This window comes from 'Nostoc azollae' 0708, assembly GCF_000196515.1.
GTDB lineage: Bacteria > Cyanobacteriota > Cyanobacteriia > Cyanobacteriales > Nostocaceae > Trichormus_B > Trichormus_B azollae.
In genome coordinates, this window is sequence record NC_014248.1 from 3,380,008 (window position 1) to 3,399,026 (window position 19,019).

16 protein-coding genes and 5 pseudogenes are annotated in these 19,019 nt (G+C 40.2%); 11 read left to right on the forward strand and 10 right to left on the reverse strand.

The genetic code is table 11. The features are described 5' to 3' along the window. Nucleotides 1-59: 59 nt before the first annotated feature. Nucleotides 60-896, forward strand: a pseudogene (locus tag AAZO_RS15690) (alpha/beta fold hydrolase). A 63-nt stretch (nucleotides 897-959) separates the two neighbouring features. Here AAZO_RS15690 and AAZO_RS15695 read toward each other — a convergent pair. Then, on the reverse strand, nucleotides 960-2,369 hold the full coding sequence (locus AAZO_RS15695) for a glycosyltransferase family 2 protein (RefSeq protein ID WP_013191992.1): 1,410 nt from the start codon (nucleotides 2,367-2,369) through the stop codon (nucleotides 960-962). Between the two features lie 420 nt (nucleotides 2,370-2,789). Here AAZO_RS15695 and ebsA point away from each other — a divergent pair, with 420 nt between their 5' ends. The 4 genes from ebsA to AAZO_RS15715 all read left to right on the forward strand — a co-directional run bounded on the left by ebsA (nucleotide 2,790) and on the right by AAZO_RS15715 (nucleotide 5,913). After that, nucleotides 2,790-3,164 carry a type IV pilus biogenesis protein EbsA gene (gene ebsA, locus AAZO_RS15700; RefSeq protein ID WP_013191993.1) on the forward strand — a complete coding sequence of 125 codons (375 nt, stop codon included), beginning with the start codon at nucleotides 2,790-2,792 and terminating at the stop codon, nucleotides 3,162-3,164. Nucleotides 3,165-3,360: 196 nt separating this feature from the next. Continuing rightward, entirely contained in the window at nucleotides 3,361-4,476 is a 1,116-nt protein-coding gene (locus AAZO_RS15705; RefSeq protein ID WP_013191994.1) for a phosphotransacetylase family protein, read from the forward strand. A gap of 270 nt (nucleotides 4,477-4,746) precedes the next feature. Further along, nucleotides 4,747-5,250, forward strand: a complete 504-nt coding sequence (locus AAZO_RS15710; protein ID WP_013191995.1) for a hypothetical protein — start codon at nucleotides 4,747-4,749, stop codon at nucleotides 5,248-5,250. Nucleotides 5,251-5,421: 171 nt separating this feature from the next. Next, nucleotides 5,422-5,913: a YajQ family cyclic di-GMP-binding protein gene (locus AAZO_RS15715; RefSeq protein ID WP_013191997.1), complete on the forward strand. Its 492-nt coding sequence runs from the start codon at nucleotides 5,422-5,424 to the stop codon at nucleotides 5,911-5,913. A gap of 315 nt (nucleotides 5,914-6,228) precedes the next feature. Here the strand turns inward: AAZO_RS15715 and AAZO_RS34000 are convergent. Beyond that, a pseudogene (locus tag AAZO_RS34000) lies at nucleotides 6,229-6,684 on the reverse strand (GAF domain-containing protein). A gap of 45 nt (nucleotides 6,685-6,729) precedes the next feature. Between AAZO_RS34000 and AAZO_RS34005 the strand changes: the two are divergent. Then, nucleotides 6,730-6,894: pseudogene (locus tag AAZO_RS34005) on the forward strand (IS4 family transposase); the annotation flags it as partial. 74 nt (nucleotides 6,895-6,968) lie between these two features. Here AAZO_RS34005 and sbcD read toward each other — a convergent pair. Further along, nucleotides 6,969-8,207 carry an exonuclease subunit SbcD gene (gene sbcD / locus AAZO_RS15730; protein WP_013191998.1) on the reverse strand — a complete coding sequence of 413 codons (1,239 nt, stop codon included), beginning with the start codon at nucleotides 8,205-8,207 and terminating at the stop codon, nucleotides 6,969-6,971. A 256-nt stretch (nucleotides 8,208-8,463) separates the two neighbouring features. On the opposite strand from sbcD, the gene AAZO_RS35475 reads away from it, so the two are divergent. Continuing rightward, a complete protein-coding gene (locus AAZO_RS35475; RefSeq protein WP_187289498.1) occupies nucleotides 8,464-8,610 on the forward strand; it encodes a hypothetical protein in 147 nt (48 codons plus the stop codon). A gap of 268 nt (nucleotides 8,611-8,878) precedes the next feature. Here AAZO_RS35475 and cysH read toward each other — a convergent pair whose 3' ends face one another. The 4 genes from cysH to AAZO_RS15750 form a co-directional block, all read right to left on the reverse strand. Beyond that, nucleotides 8,879-9,583: a phosphoadenosine phosphosulfate reductase gene (gene cysH / locus AAZO_RS15735; protein WP_013192000.1), complete on the reverse strand. Its 705-nt coding sequence runs from the start codon at nucleotides 9,581-9,583 to the stop codon at nucleotides 8,879-8,881. An 897-nt stretch (nucleotides 9,584-10,480) separates the two neighbouring features. Beyond that, nucleotides 10,481-11,140 (reverse strand): peptide-methionine (S)-S-oxide reductase MsrA, encoded by a 660-nt coding sequence (gene msrA, locus AAZO_RS15740; RefSeq protein WP_013192001.1) that lies wholly within the window; start codon nucleotides 11,138-11,140, stop codon nucleotides 10,481-10,483. 142 nt (nucleotides 11,141-11,282) lie between these two features. Further along, the gene (thiS, locus tag AAZO_RS15745; RefSeq protein ID WP_013192002.1) at nucleotides 11,283-11,495 is read right to left on the reverse strand and encodes a sulfur carrier protein ThiS; all 213 of its coding nucleotides are present in this window, start codon (nucleotides 11,493-11,495) and stop codon (nucleotides 11,283-11,285) included. 88 nt (nucleotides 11,496-11,583) lie between these two features. Then, the gene (locus AAZO_RS15750) at nucleotides 11,584-12,627 is read right to left on the reverse strand and encodes a thiamine phosphate synthase (protein ID WP_013192003.1); all 1,044 of its coding nucleotides are present in this window, start codon (nucleotides 12,625-12,627) and stop codon (nucleotides 11,584-11,586) included. A gap of 393 nt (nucleotides 12,628-13,020) precedes the next feature. Here AAZO_RS15750 and AAZO_RS41515 point away from each other — a divergent pair, with 393 nt between their 5' ends. From AAZO_RS41515 to AAZO_RS38690, 4 genes are read left to right on the forward strand one after another with little or no spacing between them, the layout of a single operon-like run. Beyond that, on the forward strand, nucleotides 13,021-13,485 hold the full coding sequence (locus AAZO_RS41515) for a DUF1565 domain-containing protein (protein WP_266885474.1): 465 nt from the start codon (nucleotides 13,021-13,023) through the stop codon (nucleotides 13,483-13,485). A 58-nt stretch (nucleotides 13,486-13,543) separates the two neighbouring features. Continuing rightward, nucleotides 13,544-13,996 carry a DUF1565 domain-containing protein gene (locus tag AAZO_RS41520; RefSeq protein ID WP_049790759.1) on the forward strand — a complete coding sequence of 151 codons (453 nt, stop codon included), beginning with the start codon at nucleotides 13,544-13,546 and terminating at the stop codon, nucleotides 13,994-13,996. Beyond that, nucleotides 13,944-14,291, forward strand: coding sequence for a hypothetical protein (locus AAZO_RS38685; protein WP_013192004.1), 348 nt, complete (start codon nucleotides 13,944-13,946; stop codon nucleotides 14,289-14,291). Before AAZO_RS41520 ends, AAZO_RS38685 begins: the two co-directional genes overlap by 53 nt. Before the next feature lie 6 nt (nucleotides 14,292-14,297). After that, the gene (locus tag AAZO_RS38690) at nucleotides 14,298-14,618 is read left to right on the forward strand and encodes a hypothetical protein (RefSeq protein WP_013192005.1); all 321 of its coding nucleotides are present in this window, start codon (nucleotides 14,298-14,300) and stop codon (nucleotides 14,616-14,618) included. 105 nt (nucleotides 14,619-14,723) lie between these two features. Here the strand turns inward: AAZO_RS38690 and AAZO_RS15765 are convergent, their stop codons facing one another. The 3 genes and pseudogenes from AAZO_RS15765 to AAZO_RS15775 form a co-directional block, all read right to left on the reverse strand. After that, entirely contained in the window at nucleotides 14,724-15,410 is a 687-nt protein-coding gene (locus AAZO_RS15765) for a hypothetical protein (protein ID WP_041640985.1), read from the reverse strand. A 249-nt stretch (nucleotides 15,411-15,659) separates the two neighbouring features. Continuing rightward, nucleotides 15,660-17,730 (reverse strand): annotated as a pseudogene (locus tag AAZO_RS15770) (DUF1565 domain-containing protein). 392 nt (nucleotides 17,731-18,122) lie between these two features. After that, nucleotides 18,123-18,687: pseudogene (locus tag AAZO_RS15775) on the reverse strand (Uma2 family endonuclease). Between the last annotated feature and the right edge of the window lie 332 nt (nucleotides 18,688-19,019).

Here is a 19,019-nt window from a genome sequence, read left to right on the forward strand (position 1 = left end):
AGCCGGAGGCTTGTAGCATCAAGGAATTATCGGTCAAAGTCACCTATTCCCTGCCTATCATGAATACTGAAGCTTTACCTCTGAACGTTTATATCCAAGGTCAAGGATTTCACATTTTGGGTTTACACGACCATCCTAGTGCGGGTCGCAGTCTTTCTGTTTTCAGTAATCATTTATCGCGACGGTTTCAAACCTTTGCCCCAGATTTGCGCGGATACGGCAAAAGTCGCTGTAATAGCAATTTTAATATGCAAGACCGGAGGACTTAGAAGCTCTCCTAGACTGTTTTGAGATTGAAAAGTGTCTGGTATTGGGATGGTCACTAGGTGGAATTTTGGCGATGGAATTGGCATTGCGCTTACCACAGCGAGTTACTCGGTTGATATTGGTGGCAACTTCAGCTAGACCTTAGGGTAATCATCCTCCTATTTCTTGGCAGGATAATGTTTATAGTCATCTGGCCGTGCTATTAAACTATATCAAACCTAGTTGCTCTTGGAATATTGAAACTTTTGGCAAGCGATCGCTCTTTCGCTATCTCATTCAACAACATACACCCACAGCTTACGGTTACATTGACAGGGAAGCTATACCAGCTTATTTACAAACTTCTCCATACTCTCTCTACTCACGCCCTCTATAGCGCCATAAAAGCAGGGTACAACCGACTTCCTGACCTAGTAGAAAAAATACAATGTCCTAGTTTGGTGCTTGCTGGTTCTCCAGACTGCCATATTACTCCCGATTCTCGCTTAGAGACAGGACGAGATCTCAAAAATTCTCAGTCGCAATGTTACCCCAACACAGCCCATCTTTTTCCCTGGGAAATACCTCAACAGTTGCTGTTCGATATTGACCAATGCTTAGAAACACACTCAATAATTACTAATTCGTAATTCGTAATTAAGAGGGTATAAACCCCCACTAATTGCAATTACGAATTATTTTGACATCTAGTGTCAATCTTTCTCAACACCTGTATGCACGGTTTTCACCCATTTTAGACGTTTGGGACGTACTGACATCCGGGCGGTAGTGCTACTCATAACTACCAACCAATGCAACATATAAATACTACCGCGAATGGTTTGTAGAAGTAACACAAAATAGTTAGATGTTTTCTGATCTTGGCGTGTCCGCCTTAAACCAGCAAACATCCCCACAAAAGACATCGTAACTGACAGACCAGTTACAGAGGTTAATACTGGTGGACGATGGCGAATTAGAGACATTAATAAATCTGGTATTGCTGCTGTGGGTAGGATATACATAATCAGGAGGAAAATCAGCAAATCCCAGGTTTTCCGCGTCCCCATCCGGTTTTGAAGGATCAGATCCCAGTAATCTAAATAACGCTGATAACCACCTTCAGCCCAACGGTTACGTTGATGCCAAAGAGCGATCACATTTGTGACTCCTTCTTCTTGCACTGGGGGATAGAACATACATTCAATATCCCATTTATCCAGATTCAGGCGAATTGTCAAATCCAAATCATCGGTGATGGTTTCCTCATTCCAGCCACCACAGCCATCCAAAGCTTGACGACGGACAAATTGACCATTACCCCGCAGTTCACCAAGACCACCAATAGTAGTCCGTTGTTGTTGAAACCAAGTATCAACAGCCATTTCTGCCATTTGTCCCTTAGTCCAAAAATTCTCCTTAGCGTTGGTGATCGCTTTTCGCACCTGCACCGCCCCCACCTGTTCTTTTTGGAACAAAGGCACTACCTGTAATAGTAAATCTGGGTTAACTTGGGCATCAGCATCAAATACCACAATAATATCCCCCTTTGTCATTGGTAGGACTTGATTTAAAGCTCCTGACTTACCACCACTATCCTCAGCAGAACGTCTGAACACCTTGAGGTGCTTGTATTCCTGCTTCAGTTCTGCCAATAAATGCGGCGTATTGTCCGTACTATTATCGTCAATAATCCAGACTTCATATTCCCCATTGGCATATTCCAGACTACAAAGACTCTTGACTAATCTAGTAATAACTGCTTCTTCATTTTTTGCAGCCACCAACAAAGATACAGAAGGCAAATCTCCGTGTATTTCTTTGTGATGGTGGCGGGGTCTAGCAAAAATAATACCCAAGGCGTGAATACCAAGGATAGTTGTCAGTCCGAGAATGAAAATATAACCCCAGGAAACTAAATGCAAAGCGATCGTCCCACTCCAGACAATAGTCAAGACCAGGGCGGCTTTGGGTGTACGTCGTTTAAATCGGTGTGAAAGTACAGACATAGCATTCGCGTCTTCCACTAACTCTTGTTGTGCTGATAGGTCAGACACTAGGGAGTTAAGAGGAGCAGAGGTTCCGTTATCAGAGTCGTTTTCCGGCCAGGAATTCGCTGGCATAGTTAATTTGAGTAAAAACCAGTATCTGTTTAAAGTTTACAATTCCCTTGTGAAGGTTAGCAAAATTCTAGAATTTTGCTAACCTTCACAACCGCTTTTCTTTACCTTGGGGAGCATCGCAAAACGTAAGAATTCAGGAGTCAGGAGTCAGGAGTCAGGAGTCAGAATGTTTGAGAAATTGGTTAATTAACAAACAGGTATTTTTGGCGTTAGCCTGAAATACCTAACTGCTGATGGGTGAATGCTTACCACAAAACTTACCTGAACTTATAACGAATAACGATCTGCATAATACTCGGTATTTTTCATAAATTACAAATATTTTTTTAATCTGTGTGAATACACATAGTTATGGGAATACTATTGATTGATGACAACTCAATATCCCCATTTATTAGCCAACTTGAGGAATCTTAAAGGATGTCTATCGACCAACTCCCGCCTGTCAGCCAGCAACAAGCTACTGTATATCTACCGTACATCCAGCAAACCAAACGGAATTTCTTACCCTATGCCATCAGTCTTTATCAAAAGGGCTTTGTGGAAGGACACCGCAAAATAGAAGGCAGTAAGAATATTCCTTTTATTGCTACCTGGAACGTTGCCACCCTTCCCTCAGACCTGACCCGCTGCCGAATCCAGTTTAATGGCAATGCTGAATTAAGTTATGAGGTCAGGATGGCCAGTTTTGAATTTATTAATTTTTTAATTGAACTAATGGAAAATTATAAGCGCCAAAAACTTAGTGATTTCTCCACAACTTTTTACCGCAAACTACTGAGTATAGAAGATTGAATCATAAGGCAAAAGGAACAGGGGGCAGGGTCAGTAATATATCCCCATCTCCCCCATCTCCCCCACCTCCCTCATCTCCCTCATCTCCCCCAATCCCCAATCCCCAATCCCCACAGAAGCAATTTCTGCTGCTTCAGCTAAAATTAGGAAACACCTAGCTGGGTTCAACAGACTTTTGAAATTAGGAGTGCATGGCGTGCCAACATCTTTTAAATATTTGCTGATTGGATCAATAGAGACTTACAGTGGTAAATCCGCAACAGTTCTAGGTTTGTCTGATCAGCTAAAGCAGAAAGGACTGGATATAGCCTACGGTAAACCACTGGGAACTTGTTTGCACAATGCTGATGGGACTTTAGTCGAAGAAGATGTCCAGTTCATTACTCAAAACCTCAAACTGTCGGAAAACCACGTGGCACCGACTTTGTTGGCGTTGGATGAGGTCAGAGTCCAAAAACGGTTACGAGGAGAAGATCAAACTAATTATCAGCAGTCACTAATACAGCATTATTTAGAAGTACCAAGAGGTGATTTGATGCTGTTAGAGGGGGGTGGTAATTTAGCAGAAGGTAATTTGTTCGGCTTGTCTTTGCTGCAAGTTGCTCAAGTCTTAGACACTGCTGTGCTGTTAGTACATAGGTACGGATCATTGCTCTCCGTTGAAGCGCTATTGTCTGCCAAAAAACAGATAGACGATGCCTGTGGGAGGCAACGCCAACGCTTGATTGGTGTTGTGATCAATGAAGTTCCCACCGAACAATTAGAAGCTGGTAATAGTCTCTTACGTCCATTTTTGGAACAACAGGGTATTCCTGTACTAGCAATGCTACCTAAAAGTGATTTACTCCGTAGTGTTAGTGTGGAAGAACTGGTAAAACAGTTAGGAGCAGAAGTTTTGTGTCGGAGTGATCGCTTAGATTTATTGGTGGAAAGTCTAGCTATTGGGGCGATGAATGTAAATGCGGCGGTCAAATATTTCCGCAAACGCCGCAATAAGGCAGTAGTTACAGGAGGCGATCGCGTAGAAATTCAGCAAGCAGCTTTAGAAACCTCTACCCAGTGCCTGATCCTGACCGGACAATTACCACCTCCTGCCTTTATTCTCAATCGTGCGGAAGAATTAGAAATCCCGATTTTGTCTGTTGACCTCGACACCTTGACCACCGTAGAGATTGTTCATCGCACTTTCGGACAAGTCCGTGTCCACGAACCTCTAAAAGTAGAGTGCATCTGCCAATTAATGTCCGAACATTTTGATATTAACCGTTTGTTATCTCAACTAGGATTAAACCCAGCAGCAGCTGTATCTTAGTATTATTACTGACCCAGATTACCAGTTAATCGCCAGCGTAAATCCTACATCTGAGTTGATTTGTGAGAATATATGCACAATCAACCTAATTACTTACAAATAATCGTTCAAGATTTATACTAAGGACTTAGTGAAACGTTTCCATCAATAAACTTTTTGTTACTTAACGTTTCAATCCAGAAAACATAGCAATATGTAACTCTAGTTGGCTTCTCAACTACACGCTGTTTGATAGAATATCTAGGTCGTTTAATCTGATCACCTCCATCTTTGAGCCAGTCAATAGACCTCATCAACCTTGATACATTAGCGCAAGAACTGGCGACAATCCAGCAAACAGGTTCTAAACGAATTGCCTTGTTGGGTTCGCGTCACGTGCCAATTACTCATCAAAATCTAATTGAAATGATGACTTATGCCCTAGTTTTATTGGGCAATCGTGTCATCACTTCTGGTGCTACAGGTACTAATTCAGCTGCTATCAGGGGAGCCACACGGGCTGACCCAAATTTGCTGACAGTAATCTTACCTCAGAGCTTGGAACGCCAGCCATCTGAATCACGGCAGCAGCTAGAGCAGGTCATGCATCTAGTCGAAAATCCCAGTAATGATCATCTGTCTTTAGCCGAGGCCAGCTACCTGTGCAATAAGGAGATTGTTTCCCGTTGTCAGCAACTTATCTGCTTTGCTTTTCACGATAGCGGCACCCTGCTGCAAACTTGTGGAGACGCAGAAGAACAAAGAAAAGTGGTGACACTGTTCTACTTTGACTAAAGTGAAACGTAGTCTCCACATAGCTAATGATAGAGATGGGAAATTACCATTGGGTATTGGGTAATGATTTTTCTAAATTACTCAGTACCCCTTCACAGCTAGAAATATTTGACTATATTTTTAGTAACTATAAACCCTTCCAAAATTCAACATTTCATATCTAAAATTTCTATGGCTTCTACTTTTTCTTTTGACATTGTGAGCGACTTTGACCACCAAGAATTAGTTAATGCTATTGATCAAGTAGTACGAGATATCAAAAGCCGTTATGATCTCAAAGATACACAAACTACTGTCGAATTAGGCGAAAAAAGTATTACTATCAGCACCGATAGTGATATGACCTTACACGCTGTACACAGCATACTGCGAGAAAAAGTAGCCAAACGTAACCTCTCCCAAAAAATCCTTGATTTTGGCAAAGTTGAATCTGCCAGTGGCAATCGGGTCCGTCAAGAAATTACCCTCAAAAAAGGCATCAGCCAAGAAATTGCCAAACAAATTTCTAAATTAATTCGTGAGGAATTCAAAAAGGTGCAAGCTTCAATTCAAGGTGATACTATGCGGGTAACTGCCAAAGCTAAAGATGATCTACAAACTGTGATTCAGCGGCTGAAGCAAGAAGATTTTCCTGTCGCTTTACAATTTACAAACTATCGTTAGAGACTGGACTGGGCACTGGGGAGGACAATATAGTTCTTGAGCATGGTCAGTTATCAGGATATATGGTGAGGTTTAGAGTGAATAGCCTCTCTCTTTTCCCTCAAACTCACAATTTTTAGCTTGACATACCACTAGTTCGGTGAAGATCGCGCATAGCTAACATCCAAGGCTTCGGCAATATGTGGCACCAAGGCGGGAAAAAAGTCATCTCCAGTCACTGTGGCGGTTCCTGCTACCCATTTTTGCAGTGTTAATTCAGCCCGTTGGCGTTCGTTCTCTTAGTTCTTGCTGTAATTTTTGGTGGGTGGTAGCTTGCTAAAGAGCGATCGCCAGTTGTATTGTTAACAGTTGCAATAGTTCAATTTCTGATTCTTGATACTGAGGAGGATGCTGGCTTTCGGTGACTTTGAGAAAGCTCCACAGTTCATCACGACATAGAAGCGGCATCAAAATCTTGGCACGAATCTGGAGGTTAATCAACATATCGCAGTGACAGTCTGACATTTCAGTTGTGTAGATATCTGACACAATACGAATCTTTCCTTGGCGATACATCTAAACTAGCTGTTGCCGAAAACATTGTTCTTGAATTTGTTGTGCTAGCAGAGACAGAGCCGAGTTTGTGGACTCAGCCACAGTGATTACTTTCCCATTGGCATCTAATTGCCAAATATTGACGCGCTCACAATTCAACAATGGGCGTATCTCTTCCACAGTCGTGTCTAGAATCGTTTGCAAACTCAAGGATGATCGAATTTGGGTAGCAACCACTCAATACCTTAGCCAAAGAAAGAGTATGAAGAGAGGGCTAGCTCTGGCATTGTTGATCGTAAGACTTACTGTCGTGGTTTTCGATATGTTTGTGAAATGTTAAAAATGCTTCCGGAATAACCAGAGCCTATTTTATTAGCCCAAATTTTGGCCAAGCTTACCTCTCTTGGTCGTATTCACAATGTTTCTACATCCGTTGAACCCTTGTAAATTGGCAAAGGTATTGAGTGAATAAGCGGGAAAAGTTTGTATACTCTGATTTGTTAATCTTTAGTTCTGGCCTGCTAGATTGACCAAATTTCCTCATCATCATCTAATAAATTCTGTGCTGCTTCTAACATAGATGTGGCAAGGTCTTTTAAGTCTTCCCGATTATTTAAATAGGTTTTTAAGGCTTCCATGGGGTCAATACTGCTGCTGGCACTTAATTCCGGAATGCGTGGTTTAGCCAACTGACTAACTAATTCTGGTTGAATAGTATATATATGCGCTGCACTTAAAGCACTATGGACAGAGGAATTGTCAATTAAATTTAACTGTTCCGATCCCAGTTTGTAAATCAGTCGAACTACGGTATCTTGCAGATCATGTTTTGCGATAGCCTTAAATAATACTGCTTGAGGATCATTACTCTTAGATAAATCTACCTCAATGGTGCGAAAAGTCCGAACAGGTAAGGAGCAAAATTCCCACTCTACACTTCCCCGTTCCAATTCCACCATCACATAACCCTTATCTTCCTTCTCTTCACTAAAATCCACCCGTTCAATACTACCCGGATAAATCACCGGCGGGTCATTGGATTTATTTAAATTCTGGTGTCGGTGAACATGACCCAAAGCCACATAATCAAAACAAGGGCGTGTCAGCAAAGATAGAGGTAAAGTAAAACCCTTACCGACAGCCAACAAACGTTCCGCACCTAAAGTTGCATTATCAGCCATCAAATGCGCCAACAGTACTGTAGGTACATTTGGGTCAAGTTTGCGAATTTCCCCTTCTAAAACCACTTGTAACCGTTCCGTTAACATTTGATTAACATCAGCCATAGATAGACCTGCAGTTTCCTTGCGAGTCATCAAGGCAGAACGAGTTAACCAAGGAAGTGTAATTACTTGCACCATTCCGCTACGGGTTTGGATGTGGTGAGTTGTCAACTTATCACCGACTACAAACCCTGGTACACACAAAGTCCGGTAAATATTTAAACTTGCACCTCCCACACCTTGGGAATGTAAGTCATGATTACCAACCAGCAGCACCGTCGGAATATCAGCATCTACCAAACGGCGAAATTGACTAGCAAAAGCCTCTTGCACATAAGGTGGTGGTGTAGCATCAGGAAAAGCATCACCGCCAAATATCACCATATCCACATTATCTGTTAAAGCTCGATCAATACACAAAGATAAAGTATTAACAAAATCTTCCAATCGCGTATTCAAACCCGTCACCGGATTAATGCGTCCCTGGGAAAAACCGCTTCCTATATGAATATCTGAAAGGTGGAGAATTTTAATCATAATTAGTCAGTGCTTATTAGCGATTAGTTATTAGTCATTAGTTATTATACCTCTGACAGAATTAATTTTATGTTATAAAAGTGGATTGTCTTTGTTGTAGCCAAAAGTTAGAGTTACAAGATTATGTTTGAATTAGCGATGGCAAATAACACTAAAAATACATAAGATCTAAATCTCTCTATCTATCATACCACATAAACAATTTTGCAATAGGTCTATTGATTTAGAATTAACCGCGATTTTCAATCACCCGATTTTGTTACAATTACGGACATATTTATTCATACATCTTTCTATGTTACAGCCAGGAAAGCCCTTAAAACAAAGTCCGCAATATGTAATAGAAGAAGAAATTGGTGCTGGTGGTTTTGGTGTTACCTATAAAGCAAAACATAAAGATTAGAATTTTACCCTTGTGATTAAAACTCCTAATCTAACAGTAATGCCAAATTAATATAAAGCTGCATGGAATAAAATATCAAGAATAATTGACCGTAGATGAACGCAGATAAACACAGATAAAGATGGACAATCAAAATTCAAAACATCATACTTTCAAACAACATCCTGTCAATCCTCAAATCCTTCACCTCCTGATTCTGACAAAATATATAGATTAAGGTGCGTTACGCTGTCGCTAACACACCCTACTGTGAGTTCATGACCAATAACTAAATGTGAATTCCACACTCAGTTTTAGCAGTTCCCCTCCAACGTCCAGCGCGTTCGTCTTCACCATCAGCTACTTTGGTGGTAATGGGTTCATCACCAATACTAGGATACCCTTGGTCATGGAGAGGATTGTAAATTACTCCATGTTCAGCTACATAACCCCAGCTATCCTTGCGTGTCGAAGCAGCGATAGGATTTACTTTCAATCTTCCCAGATTATCTAATTCAAATATAGGCATATTCGCACGGGTAACAGCTTGGTCACGGCGACGGCCTGTAATCCAAGCTGTGGTGTTGAGTTCTTGTAGACCCCGTAGCAGTGGTTCAATTTTTGTAATTTGGTGGAATTTTGTAATATCTTCATCCCAAAGTGCTTCGCCATACTTAGCTGCAAAGGCTTTGCGGGAGTCTAAATCGGGAGTTTTATAAGTTTGCAAATCTAGGTTATAGATTTCTTTAGCTTTAGCAACAAGTTCCAAGGTTTGGGGAAAGTGATATAAGGTATCGAGAAAGATTACAGGAACTGGATGTTTGAGTTCAGTATAGAGAATGTGAGTAATTACCAAGTCATCGACGTTAAAGGCGCTGGTTTGTACCAGTCCTATAGGGACGTTTTCAATAGACCAAGCTAGGATTTCTTTGGGTGTTGCGGTTTCAAATTGTTGATTTAAGCGATCTAAGTCAAAAGCTATGGAAACTGTCATGATGATTCCCTAGAAAAGATATTTTTACCTTAATTAAGCTTTATCTTACCCTATAAAGGCACCTATCCCTGTCGATAATAGGGTATTGATTCTCTACGGATATCATGATTATTTGAAATAAAGCTGCATAGAATCGGACTTAAAAAATAATTAATTAGGGTTTGCTGAAAAAGTCTTTTCCTAAGGGCTAGGAGTCAGGAGTCAGGAGGGAGAATTAGAAGGAGGTAAGAATAGTCTCGAATCTGGGAAAGTATTTGGCTTCCCTAGTACCGCAGGCAATCAATCGGTTTTTGATGGTTTCAAGGCTTATTCCTTGCACCTTATTCACCTTTTCAACCCCTGAAACTCTTGATTTATACGGGCTCTCCGTTTATATGGCTTAAGTCCGAGCTACGCCATCAGTAAACCCTGATTACTCGTATACATGTACAAATAAATGCATTTAATATAATGAAAATGAGATTGACTATAACAAGTCAAGTTATATTAGTATGAGTATTGATATTGCGTATTAATACGGGGATAATTTTATAAAGAACAATAAAGGGTATACTAAGTTCTTTTAAGCAATTTTAAGTTTTACTTGATTTCGCATAGATATATATTCCTTTATACAAATCCTGTTAAGCTTAACCTAAGGTTAAACATAATAAGCATTTTACTGAGAAATGAATAATACAAAATTACCAAATAGCTTGGGTCAATCTATAGTCATGGGTTTTTTAATCATTGTGACTAGTGCAGGGATCATCACAATCATGAGTATTTTTTAGTAAAAGAACACGATCTACAAGTAGAAGGCAAAAGGCTCAAAGGCAAATAATTAGGTAATAGGAGCGTGGGTAGATGGAGAAAATAACCTATTTATTGCCTATTGCCTTTTCCTACTGATAACTGTTAACTGTTAACCGAAACTCCCACGGGACAAGCCACATTAGTACCACCTAAACCACAATATCCACCAGGATTTTTGGCTAAATATTGCTGATGGTAGTCTTCAGCATAGTAAAACTCAGGTGCATCTAAAATTTCCGTGGTAATTTTGCCATAACCAGCACCATTAAGTGCTTGTTGATAAGCGTCCCGTGATGCTTCTGCTTGTTGCTTTTGAGTTTGGGAATAAACGTAAATACCCGAACGGTATTGAGTACCACTGTCATTACCTTGACGCATACCTTGGGTAGGATTATGACTTTCCCAGAAAACTTTTAACACTTGGGAATAACTAATTACCTTAGGGTCAAAAACCACAAGCACTGCTTCATTATGACCCGTTAAACCTGTGCATACTTCTCTGTAGGTTGGGTTGGGTGTGTAACCAGCAGCATAACCAACCGCAGTGGTGTAAACTGCTGGTTGTTGCCAGAATTTACGTTCTGCACCCCAAAAACAGCCTAAACCAAACATTGCTGTTTCCATCCCTTCCGGAAAAGGCGGTTTGAGAGGATTGCTGTTAACGTAGTGTTTTGCCGGTACTGCCATCTTGTTTGTGCGTCCTGGTAAGGCTTTTTCAGGTGAAATCATAGCCAGTTTTTTACCTAATCCGAATATTCCCATTGATTTTGATGAATGTTATGAATGATTGCGTTTCTTTTTTATTTTAGAACTTTATTGAGTTGCGCTAAAAATCCTACCGCATTAAGGCTGATGGGTGAGAATAATAACTACGCAGAAACTCTGTCTAAATATATACAGAAGACTATCCTCCTCCGACAATAGTAACTACTTCCAAGCGATCACCATTTTCGATTTTAGTTTCTGACCAAAATTGACGGTGTAAAATTTCACCATTATATTCCACCGCCACCAAACGAGGATTAAAACCCAACTGCTGAAGTAGTTGAGGTAAAGAGGTTTGGGATACACAACTCTGTATTTCCCCATTGACTTGCAAACTAATTTGAGAATTCATAATAAATCAATTCAAGATTCAAAATAGCGAATAAGCAAAATTTGATTAATTTTCCTATCTTCCCAGTCCTCAGTCCCCAGTCCCCTACCTACTTCCGATAAAGCTGAGAAATAAAATACTGTGTGACTAATGTAGGTTGTTCAGCTTGCATGAGCGCTCGTACTACAGCTACTCTTTGACCTCCAGCATCAATCACATCATTAATATTACTCGCATCAATTCCCCCAATCGCAAACCAAGGAACTGGACAATTTTTGGACGCATATCTGACATATTCCAAACCTGCTGCGGCTTTACCTACTTTAGTTGGTGTTTCATAGACTGGACCCACACCAATATAATCTGCACCTTCCGCAATAGCCCCTTGCATCTCTTGGGGATTTGTGGTAGACCGCCCAATTAACCGTTGTGAACCCAATAATTGCCTAGCAACTGCGATCGGCATATCTTGTTGTCCTAAATGCACTCCATCTGCACCCACAGCCAGCGCCAAATCTACCCTGTCATTGATGATAAACAAAGCACCATAATCGTGACATAGTTGCTGGAGTTTCCTGGCTCTTTCCAGATGAGTCAGATCATCAGATGTCTTTTCACGAAACTGTAGCAGCATTAGTCCGCCTTTGAGAGCTGCTTCCACAGTCTCCAAAAAATGATCTACTGGCGATGTTACCAAATATAGACGCGATTGCCCCAGTAATTGATGACGTTGATAACCCATCAAAGTGCTTTCTAGAGTATAAACCTGATAACGCATCTGCTTAAAAGCACTCCCCATATTTGGGTTATACAGTTTGCCATATTCCTCCAAAACCCTCAGTGCTTCTTGGAGACGACAAAAATTAGCTTGTAACAAAGATGTGATATCAGCCCGTTGTTCCTCTTGAGGATGAGTTAAACCCGTACCAGGATCACCAAGTGTATCTCGTGCTGCCCTCATTTGTGCGGTATGCCACCGACCGAGCTCTTGACGTAAGTGCTTACAAGCTTCAGCTAACGAGGCATCATTTAATCCAAAGCGACACCATTCTTCAATAATACGCAACCCTTCACGAGCGCGATCCAAATTAGCATCCAGAATGCGGTATACCACTTGTTGTGTTTCTTGTCCTTGATGATGGGCTGTAACCATTAAAACAATCCCATTATGAGTTTAATTAAAATTGACATATAGCAATCCGATTTAATTTGTTATTTCACTTATGTTGTGTGGATATTAGGCATTGGGCATTGGAAATTGAGTTTATTCACGTTACATTGAGGATTGCTACAGTTAAAATTTACTAATTTATTTGTAGGAAAAATAGCCACTTGGTCAGCTTTACGGGTAATATAATCGACATATTGAGGTCTGAAAGTCTGAGAACATTACTGATTGGTGTGCTACCGGAGTTGCATATAGTTTATGCCTCTTCTTAATTTTATTCCTAGCTGTAAAGCAGAGATGCTGTTTCAAAAACTCATTTTCTCAGAATTTAAGAGACTTTCAGTTACACCTTCCCCAATTGTATGTTTGACCTTAGGTTTGGCGGTAGTAATTCCAGCCTTATGGAGTAACAACATTAGCAGTGCAATCGCTCAAATTCCCACAACATCAACAAAAGTAGTCCAGAGTGACAGAACAATTTCTCAGGTTAACATCTTCTTTGTCAACCCAAGTATCGACAATGACCAAGAAAGTAACGGTAGTAAAATCGCTCCCTTAAAGACAATTACCAAAGCCTTGCAACTAGCACAACCAAATACTCTCATTATCCTTGCTCCAGGTACATACAGCCCCAAAACAGGCGAAGTATTCCCCATCATCCTCAAACAGAATGTAGCTATTCAAGGAGGTATTCGCAACCAAGGCAGAACCGTCAAAATTATCGGTGGTGGTGAATACCTCAGTCGCAGGTTTGTCCGTCAAAACGTCGCTATTGTCGGTGCTAACCTAGCCAGTTTAAGCGGAGTCACAGTCACCAAGACCAACAGCCTTGCTTATGGTTGATGGATTGAATCGGCTAATCTCTTGATTCAGAAAAATAGATTTACTGGCAATACCCAAGATGGCATTTCTACCACTGGTAATGCCACTCCTATCAATTAGCAAAAATTATTTTTATCAAAATGGTGCAAATGGCATTACCGTTTCTGCTGATTCCTGTCCCGAAATTTGGGAAAATCTCTTTCAAAACAATGGTTTTGCGATTAACTTCGCTCAAAATGCTTCTCCTATAATTGTTGGTAATCAAATCTCCAACAACAGATCAGGAATTGTCGTTCAAGCAAATACCAGCCCGATTTTACGGAAAAATTTCATTCAAAGCAGTAAAGAAGATGGTTTGGTCATAATTGACCAAGCTATACCAGATTTAGGCAATTCCAGTGAGCCAGGTGGCAACCGATTTAGGAATAATTCGCGCTATGATATTAACGCCAAAGCTGCCAAGCAGGTAATTTTCGCTGGTGGAAATAACATATGTAAAAATCGCATCATCCATCGGCAATGTAGATATTAATAACGCTACAAAAGCAATAATTGTTAGAAATTCTGCAACTAATTCTGTCTCTGCACAGCAAATACCCACAGGAGGACAGATAGTTTTTGCAGAACCCAATATCCCCAGAGCTTTCAACCAGTCTATAGTGATTTTATCCAGTCGTAGCAATACCCCTGAAAATAATCCCATCCCTAAAATAGCCCCAACTAATCTAGAAAATTCTGTTCCCAAAACTAATTCTCAAAGCAATACATCGGTATTAAATTATGTGGGAGTTGAACCCAGAGTTATTGAACAGGGTCTAATTGAATGAGAAGTGATGGAATCAGGAGTAATTGAATTTATTGCTCCTCAAGCATCCAATTCCACACCTAGAACTGATAGTAATTCCAGTGTAGTCGTACCATCCAAACCTTATACAACCACTCGTCAGAGTTCACGTTATCGTGTGGTAGTCCCAGTCACGAACAACCAACAACGGGAAACAGTGCTTTCTGTAGTCCCTGATGCTTTTGCTAAAGTCTCACAAAGTCGCACAGTCATGCAAGTAGGAGTTTTTAGCACTCAAAATAAAGCTAGCGACATGGTTCAAATTCTTAATAGCAGGGGTTTGAGAGCTATCATCGAGCGATTGAATTAACTTGTAATTGGATTAGGACGAAGAAAAGGGTATAAGGATGTGGGGGTGTAGGGGAGGAAAATAAATTCATACTGCTGCCTTTTGTCTTTTGCCTCCTCTCTCCCATCACACAGCAAATTCAGCTTCTTCACCAGTCATGGCTTTGAGTTTGGATGTGAATGACTCAGTGCGATCGCTCCTGTGAGGAGTAAACTGGCCAATTGGCGGATTATTAGCATTTCCTGCCAGCAGTTTTGGCATTTGAGCGGGAACCAGGCTTTTTTGAGCAATCAGCTTTTGACTGACGGTTGCTGCTAACTGTCGCTTGCTAACATCTGTTACCACTTTAAATGAAGGAGATGTTAAAACACGACTATCCCGTTCTCCATTGGCCAGAGTTCGGGATGCAATGTGACTCTCTCGGTAATTATTACCTCCTGGAGCAGGCAGTAATTGAAGGTTTTTCGGGTGCTCAATTGGCTGCGCTTGCGGTATTGCTGGTAAAACAGGGGGAGATATTTTGGTTAAATTGGCTGGAAACTTACTGCAAATTAGGCGGTCAAATTCCATGTTGAAATGATAAATCACCTCACCTCGCCGTAGCCAAAAGTTTAATATTTGTTGTACTGATATCGCTTTATAGCGTCCTTGATACAGTGCTTCAATAACTGCTAGATGTAGCCAATTCATTGGGTAATCATATCGCCAACGGTTAATTAACTCACTGGCACTGTACCCATTGAGGTCAAAACTATAGTGGACTAATAAGTTGACGGCCAATTGGGCGGAGGTATCTGGGGGTGTTGTTAGCATGGGGCTTTTAGTTCCAGGCAATAGGTATAAATGTCTCACCCATCGCATCTAGCCTAACGTCTTTTTAGCTACATGAATGTTTGTTCAGCAGCAGCAAATTTTATAGGCAGTGTTTTTTATTCTACTTGTCAATCGCTAATATGCAAAATATTATAGTATAACTTACGCACTTGACAAATGTACTTTTGTATGGAATTTAAGGTAAACCAAGAGAGCAGGAGTGTAGGAGAAAATAACCATTGATTACTGTTAACTGATAACTATATTAATGGGTTTGACTCGCTGGAGAGCGACTAGTGCCTGATAAATCATAGCTGCAACTTCTCCCCCTGTGACATCTAGTGTTGCTGCAAGTAGTTTGGAGTCTGGATAATTGATGATCATTTTATATTGTCTGGCAGTAGTGATCGCTATGCGAGCATATTCAGGAATAGACTTTCTATCACTATAGACATTTAACAAATCGGTGCTAGCTGTTGGTAATCCCAGTCCGTTGACAAGAGAAACTATAACCTGTAGGCGTTGTAAATTCTGATGAAGACGAAATGTGCGCTCACTAAAACCGCCCACAAAACCCCCACTAGTAGCCTGTTGAATCACCCCTTAGCAGCCCAAAAATTTGATGTTACATCAGTAAATTCTGTGGCTTGACGTTTGGACACAGGGTTAAAAGCAGCAGCTATGAAAGCTGCATATTGAGCGCGAGTCATAGGTTTATCTGGTTGGTAACTACCATCAGCAAAACCTTGAGTTAAATTCATGCTTACCAAAGCCCGAATAAAAGGTTCTGCCCAGTGTCCCACTAAATCAGAAAATGAGGGAATATCTGTATCTGGTTTCACAATATAAACAGAAGGTATGGCTTCTATTTCACCTTTAGCCACCAATGACTGATAAATTAAAGGAGCTACCTCCGCACGGGTGATTTCTCGTAATGGTTCTAAAGGTTCTAATTGTCGATAATTAACTACCAGCAGCATTTGGGTAGCAATTGTAACTGTATTGGTAGCATAACTGGGAATTTGGGCCCTGTCTTGGTACACTCTTAACCCATTGGGATTATTGCCAGAACATTTCAACCCATTGACAATAGATACTATGGACTAAACCTTGGTTAAATTTTGTCCTGGTCGGAAAGTCCCATCAGGGAAACGACCCAAAAAACCCCTATCAGCAGCATTTACAATAGCACCAGCACCCCAAAAATCAGTTCTCACATCCTTAAACTTATTTAAATTATTGCTATCAGGGAGTTGAAAAGTCTTGGTAGTTAAGGCAGCATATTGAGCGCGAGTAATTGATGTGGATGGTTGAAAAGTACCATCAGGAAAGCCACTAATAAAACCTCTATTCACCAAAACCTCAGCAAAAGCAGCAGCCCAATGTCCATCTAAATCAGAAAAACTGGTACTAATTCCCACTTGACTGGGAGTGTCGGCTGTAGCCGCAATAAATTCTACCAACCCCTTCACCTGAGTAGGATTCAACTGATTAGGCACAGAGATTAAGTTTTGAGAAGATAAATTTTGGACATCAAATTCACCTTGAGTGCGAAAAATATTATCAGCCGGGTCTTGTTCTTTACCCAAGTCAGGATTTGCATTACCATTTACCAACAAACCACCTTGAATATTTTTGCTGATCAGATTGCGTCGCAGTACAGGACTAGCATCAGGAGACAATCCGAGCACTATTCGGTTATTTGTGAGTTTATTATTAGCCCCCAGAGGGGCTGCAAAATCACTAACAGCTATCCCCACAGGGTTATTTTCAAATACATTCCGCAACACTTCCCCTTTGCTATAACGTACCATCATTAACCCACTGGCTACATTGTGCACAAGCAGATTATCCAAAATTGCAGGTTTAGCGTTACCAGTTGCAAATATCCCTTCTCTCCCACATTTACTGAAAGTATTATTTGCTAAAGTCGGACTTGTCGATTCAATCCAAATCCCCGTACCCCTAGCAATAGGATTACTTACAGTCACAGCCAACAAACTTGCATCACCTAGCAGCAATAATGTAATATTTTGTAGACCAAAAGTAGGACTTTGATACTCACCACTTCCAGATAATCACAATTAAATGACCCTTGTTAGCTTCATTACCCACCACCCAGCACTAATATCCCCCGACCAATAATCAGGGGAAACACCCCACCACTAGCAGTGCTGTACGTCCCCGGTGCTAACTGAATAATTGCCGATGATTGAGTCGCCTTTAAAGCAGCAGTGATAGTTCTTTCAGAACTCAGGCGAGAACCAGTATTAGCATCATTGCCTGTAACAGGATTTACATACATTGTGGAGACGACCATAATTTATAATCTAAATCTATAATTCTTAATTAATAATTAATACTCTATACTCTATACTTTATACTTTGAATTTATAAAAGTTAAAAGCTCCCCAACTCATTTAAGAACTGGGGTATCTTATTGCAAGCGAATAGTCTGGTTAAGTTCTGATGAGGTGATTAGGTTTTGTATTGAGAATATTGGACTATATCTTAATTCATATAAATAAAAAATGTCAGAATCAGGATTTCCAGGTCTCAAGGATTTATCGCTAACGCCACCCTACACGAACAGGATGTTTTTTGATGAAATATAGTTTTTAGAAATCATGGAGATCTTTTTTTAAAGCATCATGAAATATTCAAGACGATAGATAAAATACAATCTTCTACATCCTTAATTTTCATAACATTTTATCCTTGTAAAACCTTAGTCACAGTTAACTTCATATCAGGAAATAAAGGAGAAGAAATCACTTGATCACCTGACAAAACCTACTCCTCATAAAAACCTTCAACCCACTCCAAAACCGTCACTTTTTGCTGAATCGGATCTAAAATCCAATACTCAGCAATTCCCCGCGCTGCATACTCAGAACGCTTGTAACGATAATCCCGATTTTCCTGATTGGGACTTACTACCTCAACCACTAAGAAACGTGGCGGCATATCCATTAAAATTAGAGAGCATGTAGCACCTGTCATGACCTGAGCTAATTCTTCAGAAAACACCACCAAGTCAAGAAGATGCACGCCACCTGCCGACTATATACAGCCATTTCTATTTTTATACTCAAGCGGTAAAATGGGATACCTAATTTCAGAAAATAGGCAACTAAAAACATCGTCGACGATTTGGCTCACTTTCTAAAGGCATACGAATTAATTCTCCGTTCTCCAACTCATATAAATTATCCGTACCGTTATCAAATTGAAGAAATTCCTCAAAAGTCATCCTTTTAGGAGTTATAACTGTCATGGCTATTTCTCCCATAAACAGCTTGTATTTACTACTTTAACAAAGTTACTATTTTAACAATCTGTTTAATTTCTTACTCTAACTTTGCTAAATTAGCCATATTTTCCTGCTTTGGTAAATGTTCAAATTCATCTTGTAGCATTATTTTATGAATATTTAAATTTAAAGCATAGCACATAAGATATAAGAATTACAATACTGTATATACTTAAATCCTGCGCATCCTGATTCTGAGAACCACAAAAAATCTACTTTACTGCTGGTAATTTATGATTAAGTTTATAATTATTAAAATGCAACTAAAAAGGTGGCTATATTATCATTTTAACCCT

Coding starts and splice junctions, on each gene's coding strand:
- AAZO_RS41520 (WP_049790759.1), top strand. CDS start 13,544: ATGGCATTTCTACCACTGGTAATGCCACTCCTATCAATTAGCAAAAAT.
- thiS (WP_013192002.1), bottom strand. CDS start 11,495: ATGAATTCTCAAATTAGTTTGCAAGTCAATGGGGAAATACAGAGTTGT.
- ebsA (WP_013191993.1), top strand. CDS start 2,790: ATGTCTATCGACCAACTCCCGCCTGTCAGCCAGCAACAAGCTACTGTA.
- msrA (WP_013192001.1), bottom strand. CDS start 11,140: ATGGGAATATTCGGATTAGGTAAAAAACTGGCTATGATTTCACCTGAA.
- AAZO_RS15765 (WP_041640985.1), bottom strand. CDS start 15,410: ATGCTAACAACACCCCCAGATACCTCCGCCCAATTGGCCGTCAACTTA.
- AAZO_RS15750 (WP_013192003.1), bottom strand. CDS start 12,627: ATGGTTACAGCCCATCATCAAGGACAAGAAACACAACAAGTGGTATAC.
- sbcD (WP_013191998.1), bottom strand. CDS start 8,207: ATGATTAAAATTCTCCACCTTTCAGATATTCATATAGGAAGCGGTTTT.
- AAZO_RS15715 (WP_013191997.1), top strand. CDS start 5,422: ATGGCTTCTACTTTTTCTTTTGACATTGTGAGCGACTTTGACCACCAA.
- cysH (WP_013192000.1), bottom strand. CDS start 9,583: ATGACAGTTTCCATAGCTTTTGACTTAGATCGCTTAAATCAACAATTT.
- AAZO_RS15695 (WP_013191992.1), bottom strand. CDS start 2,369: ATGCCAGCGAATTCCTGGCCGGAAAACGACTCTGATAACGGAACCTCT.
- AAZO_RS38690 (WP_013192005.1), top strand. CDS start 14,298: ATGGAATCAGGAGTAATTGAATTTATTGCTCCTCAAGCATCCAATTCC.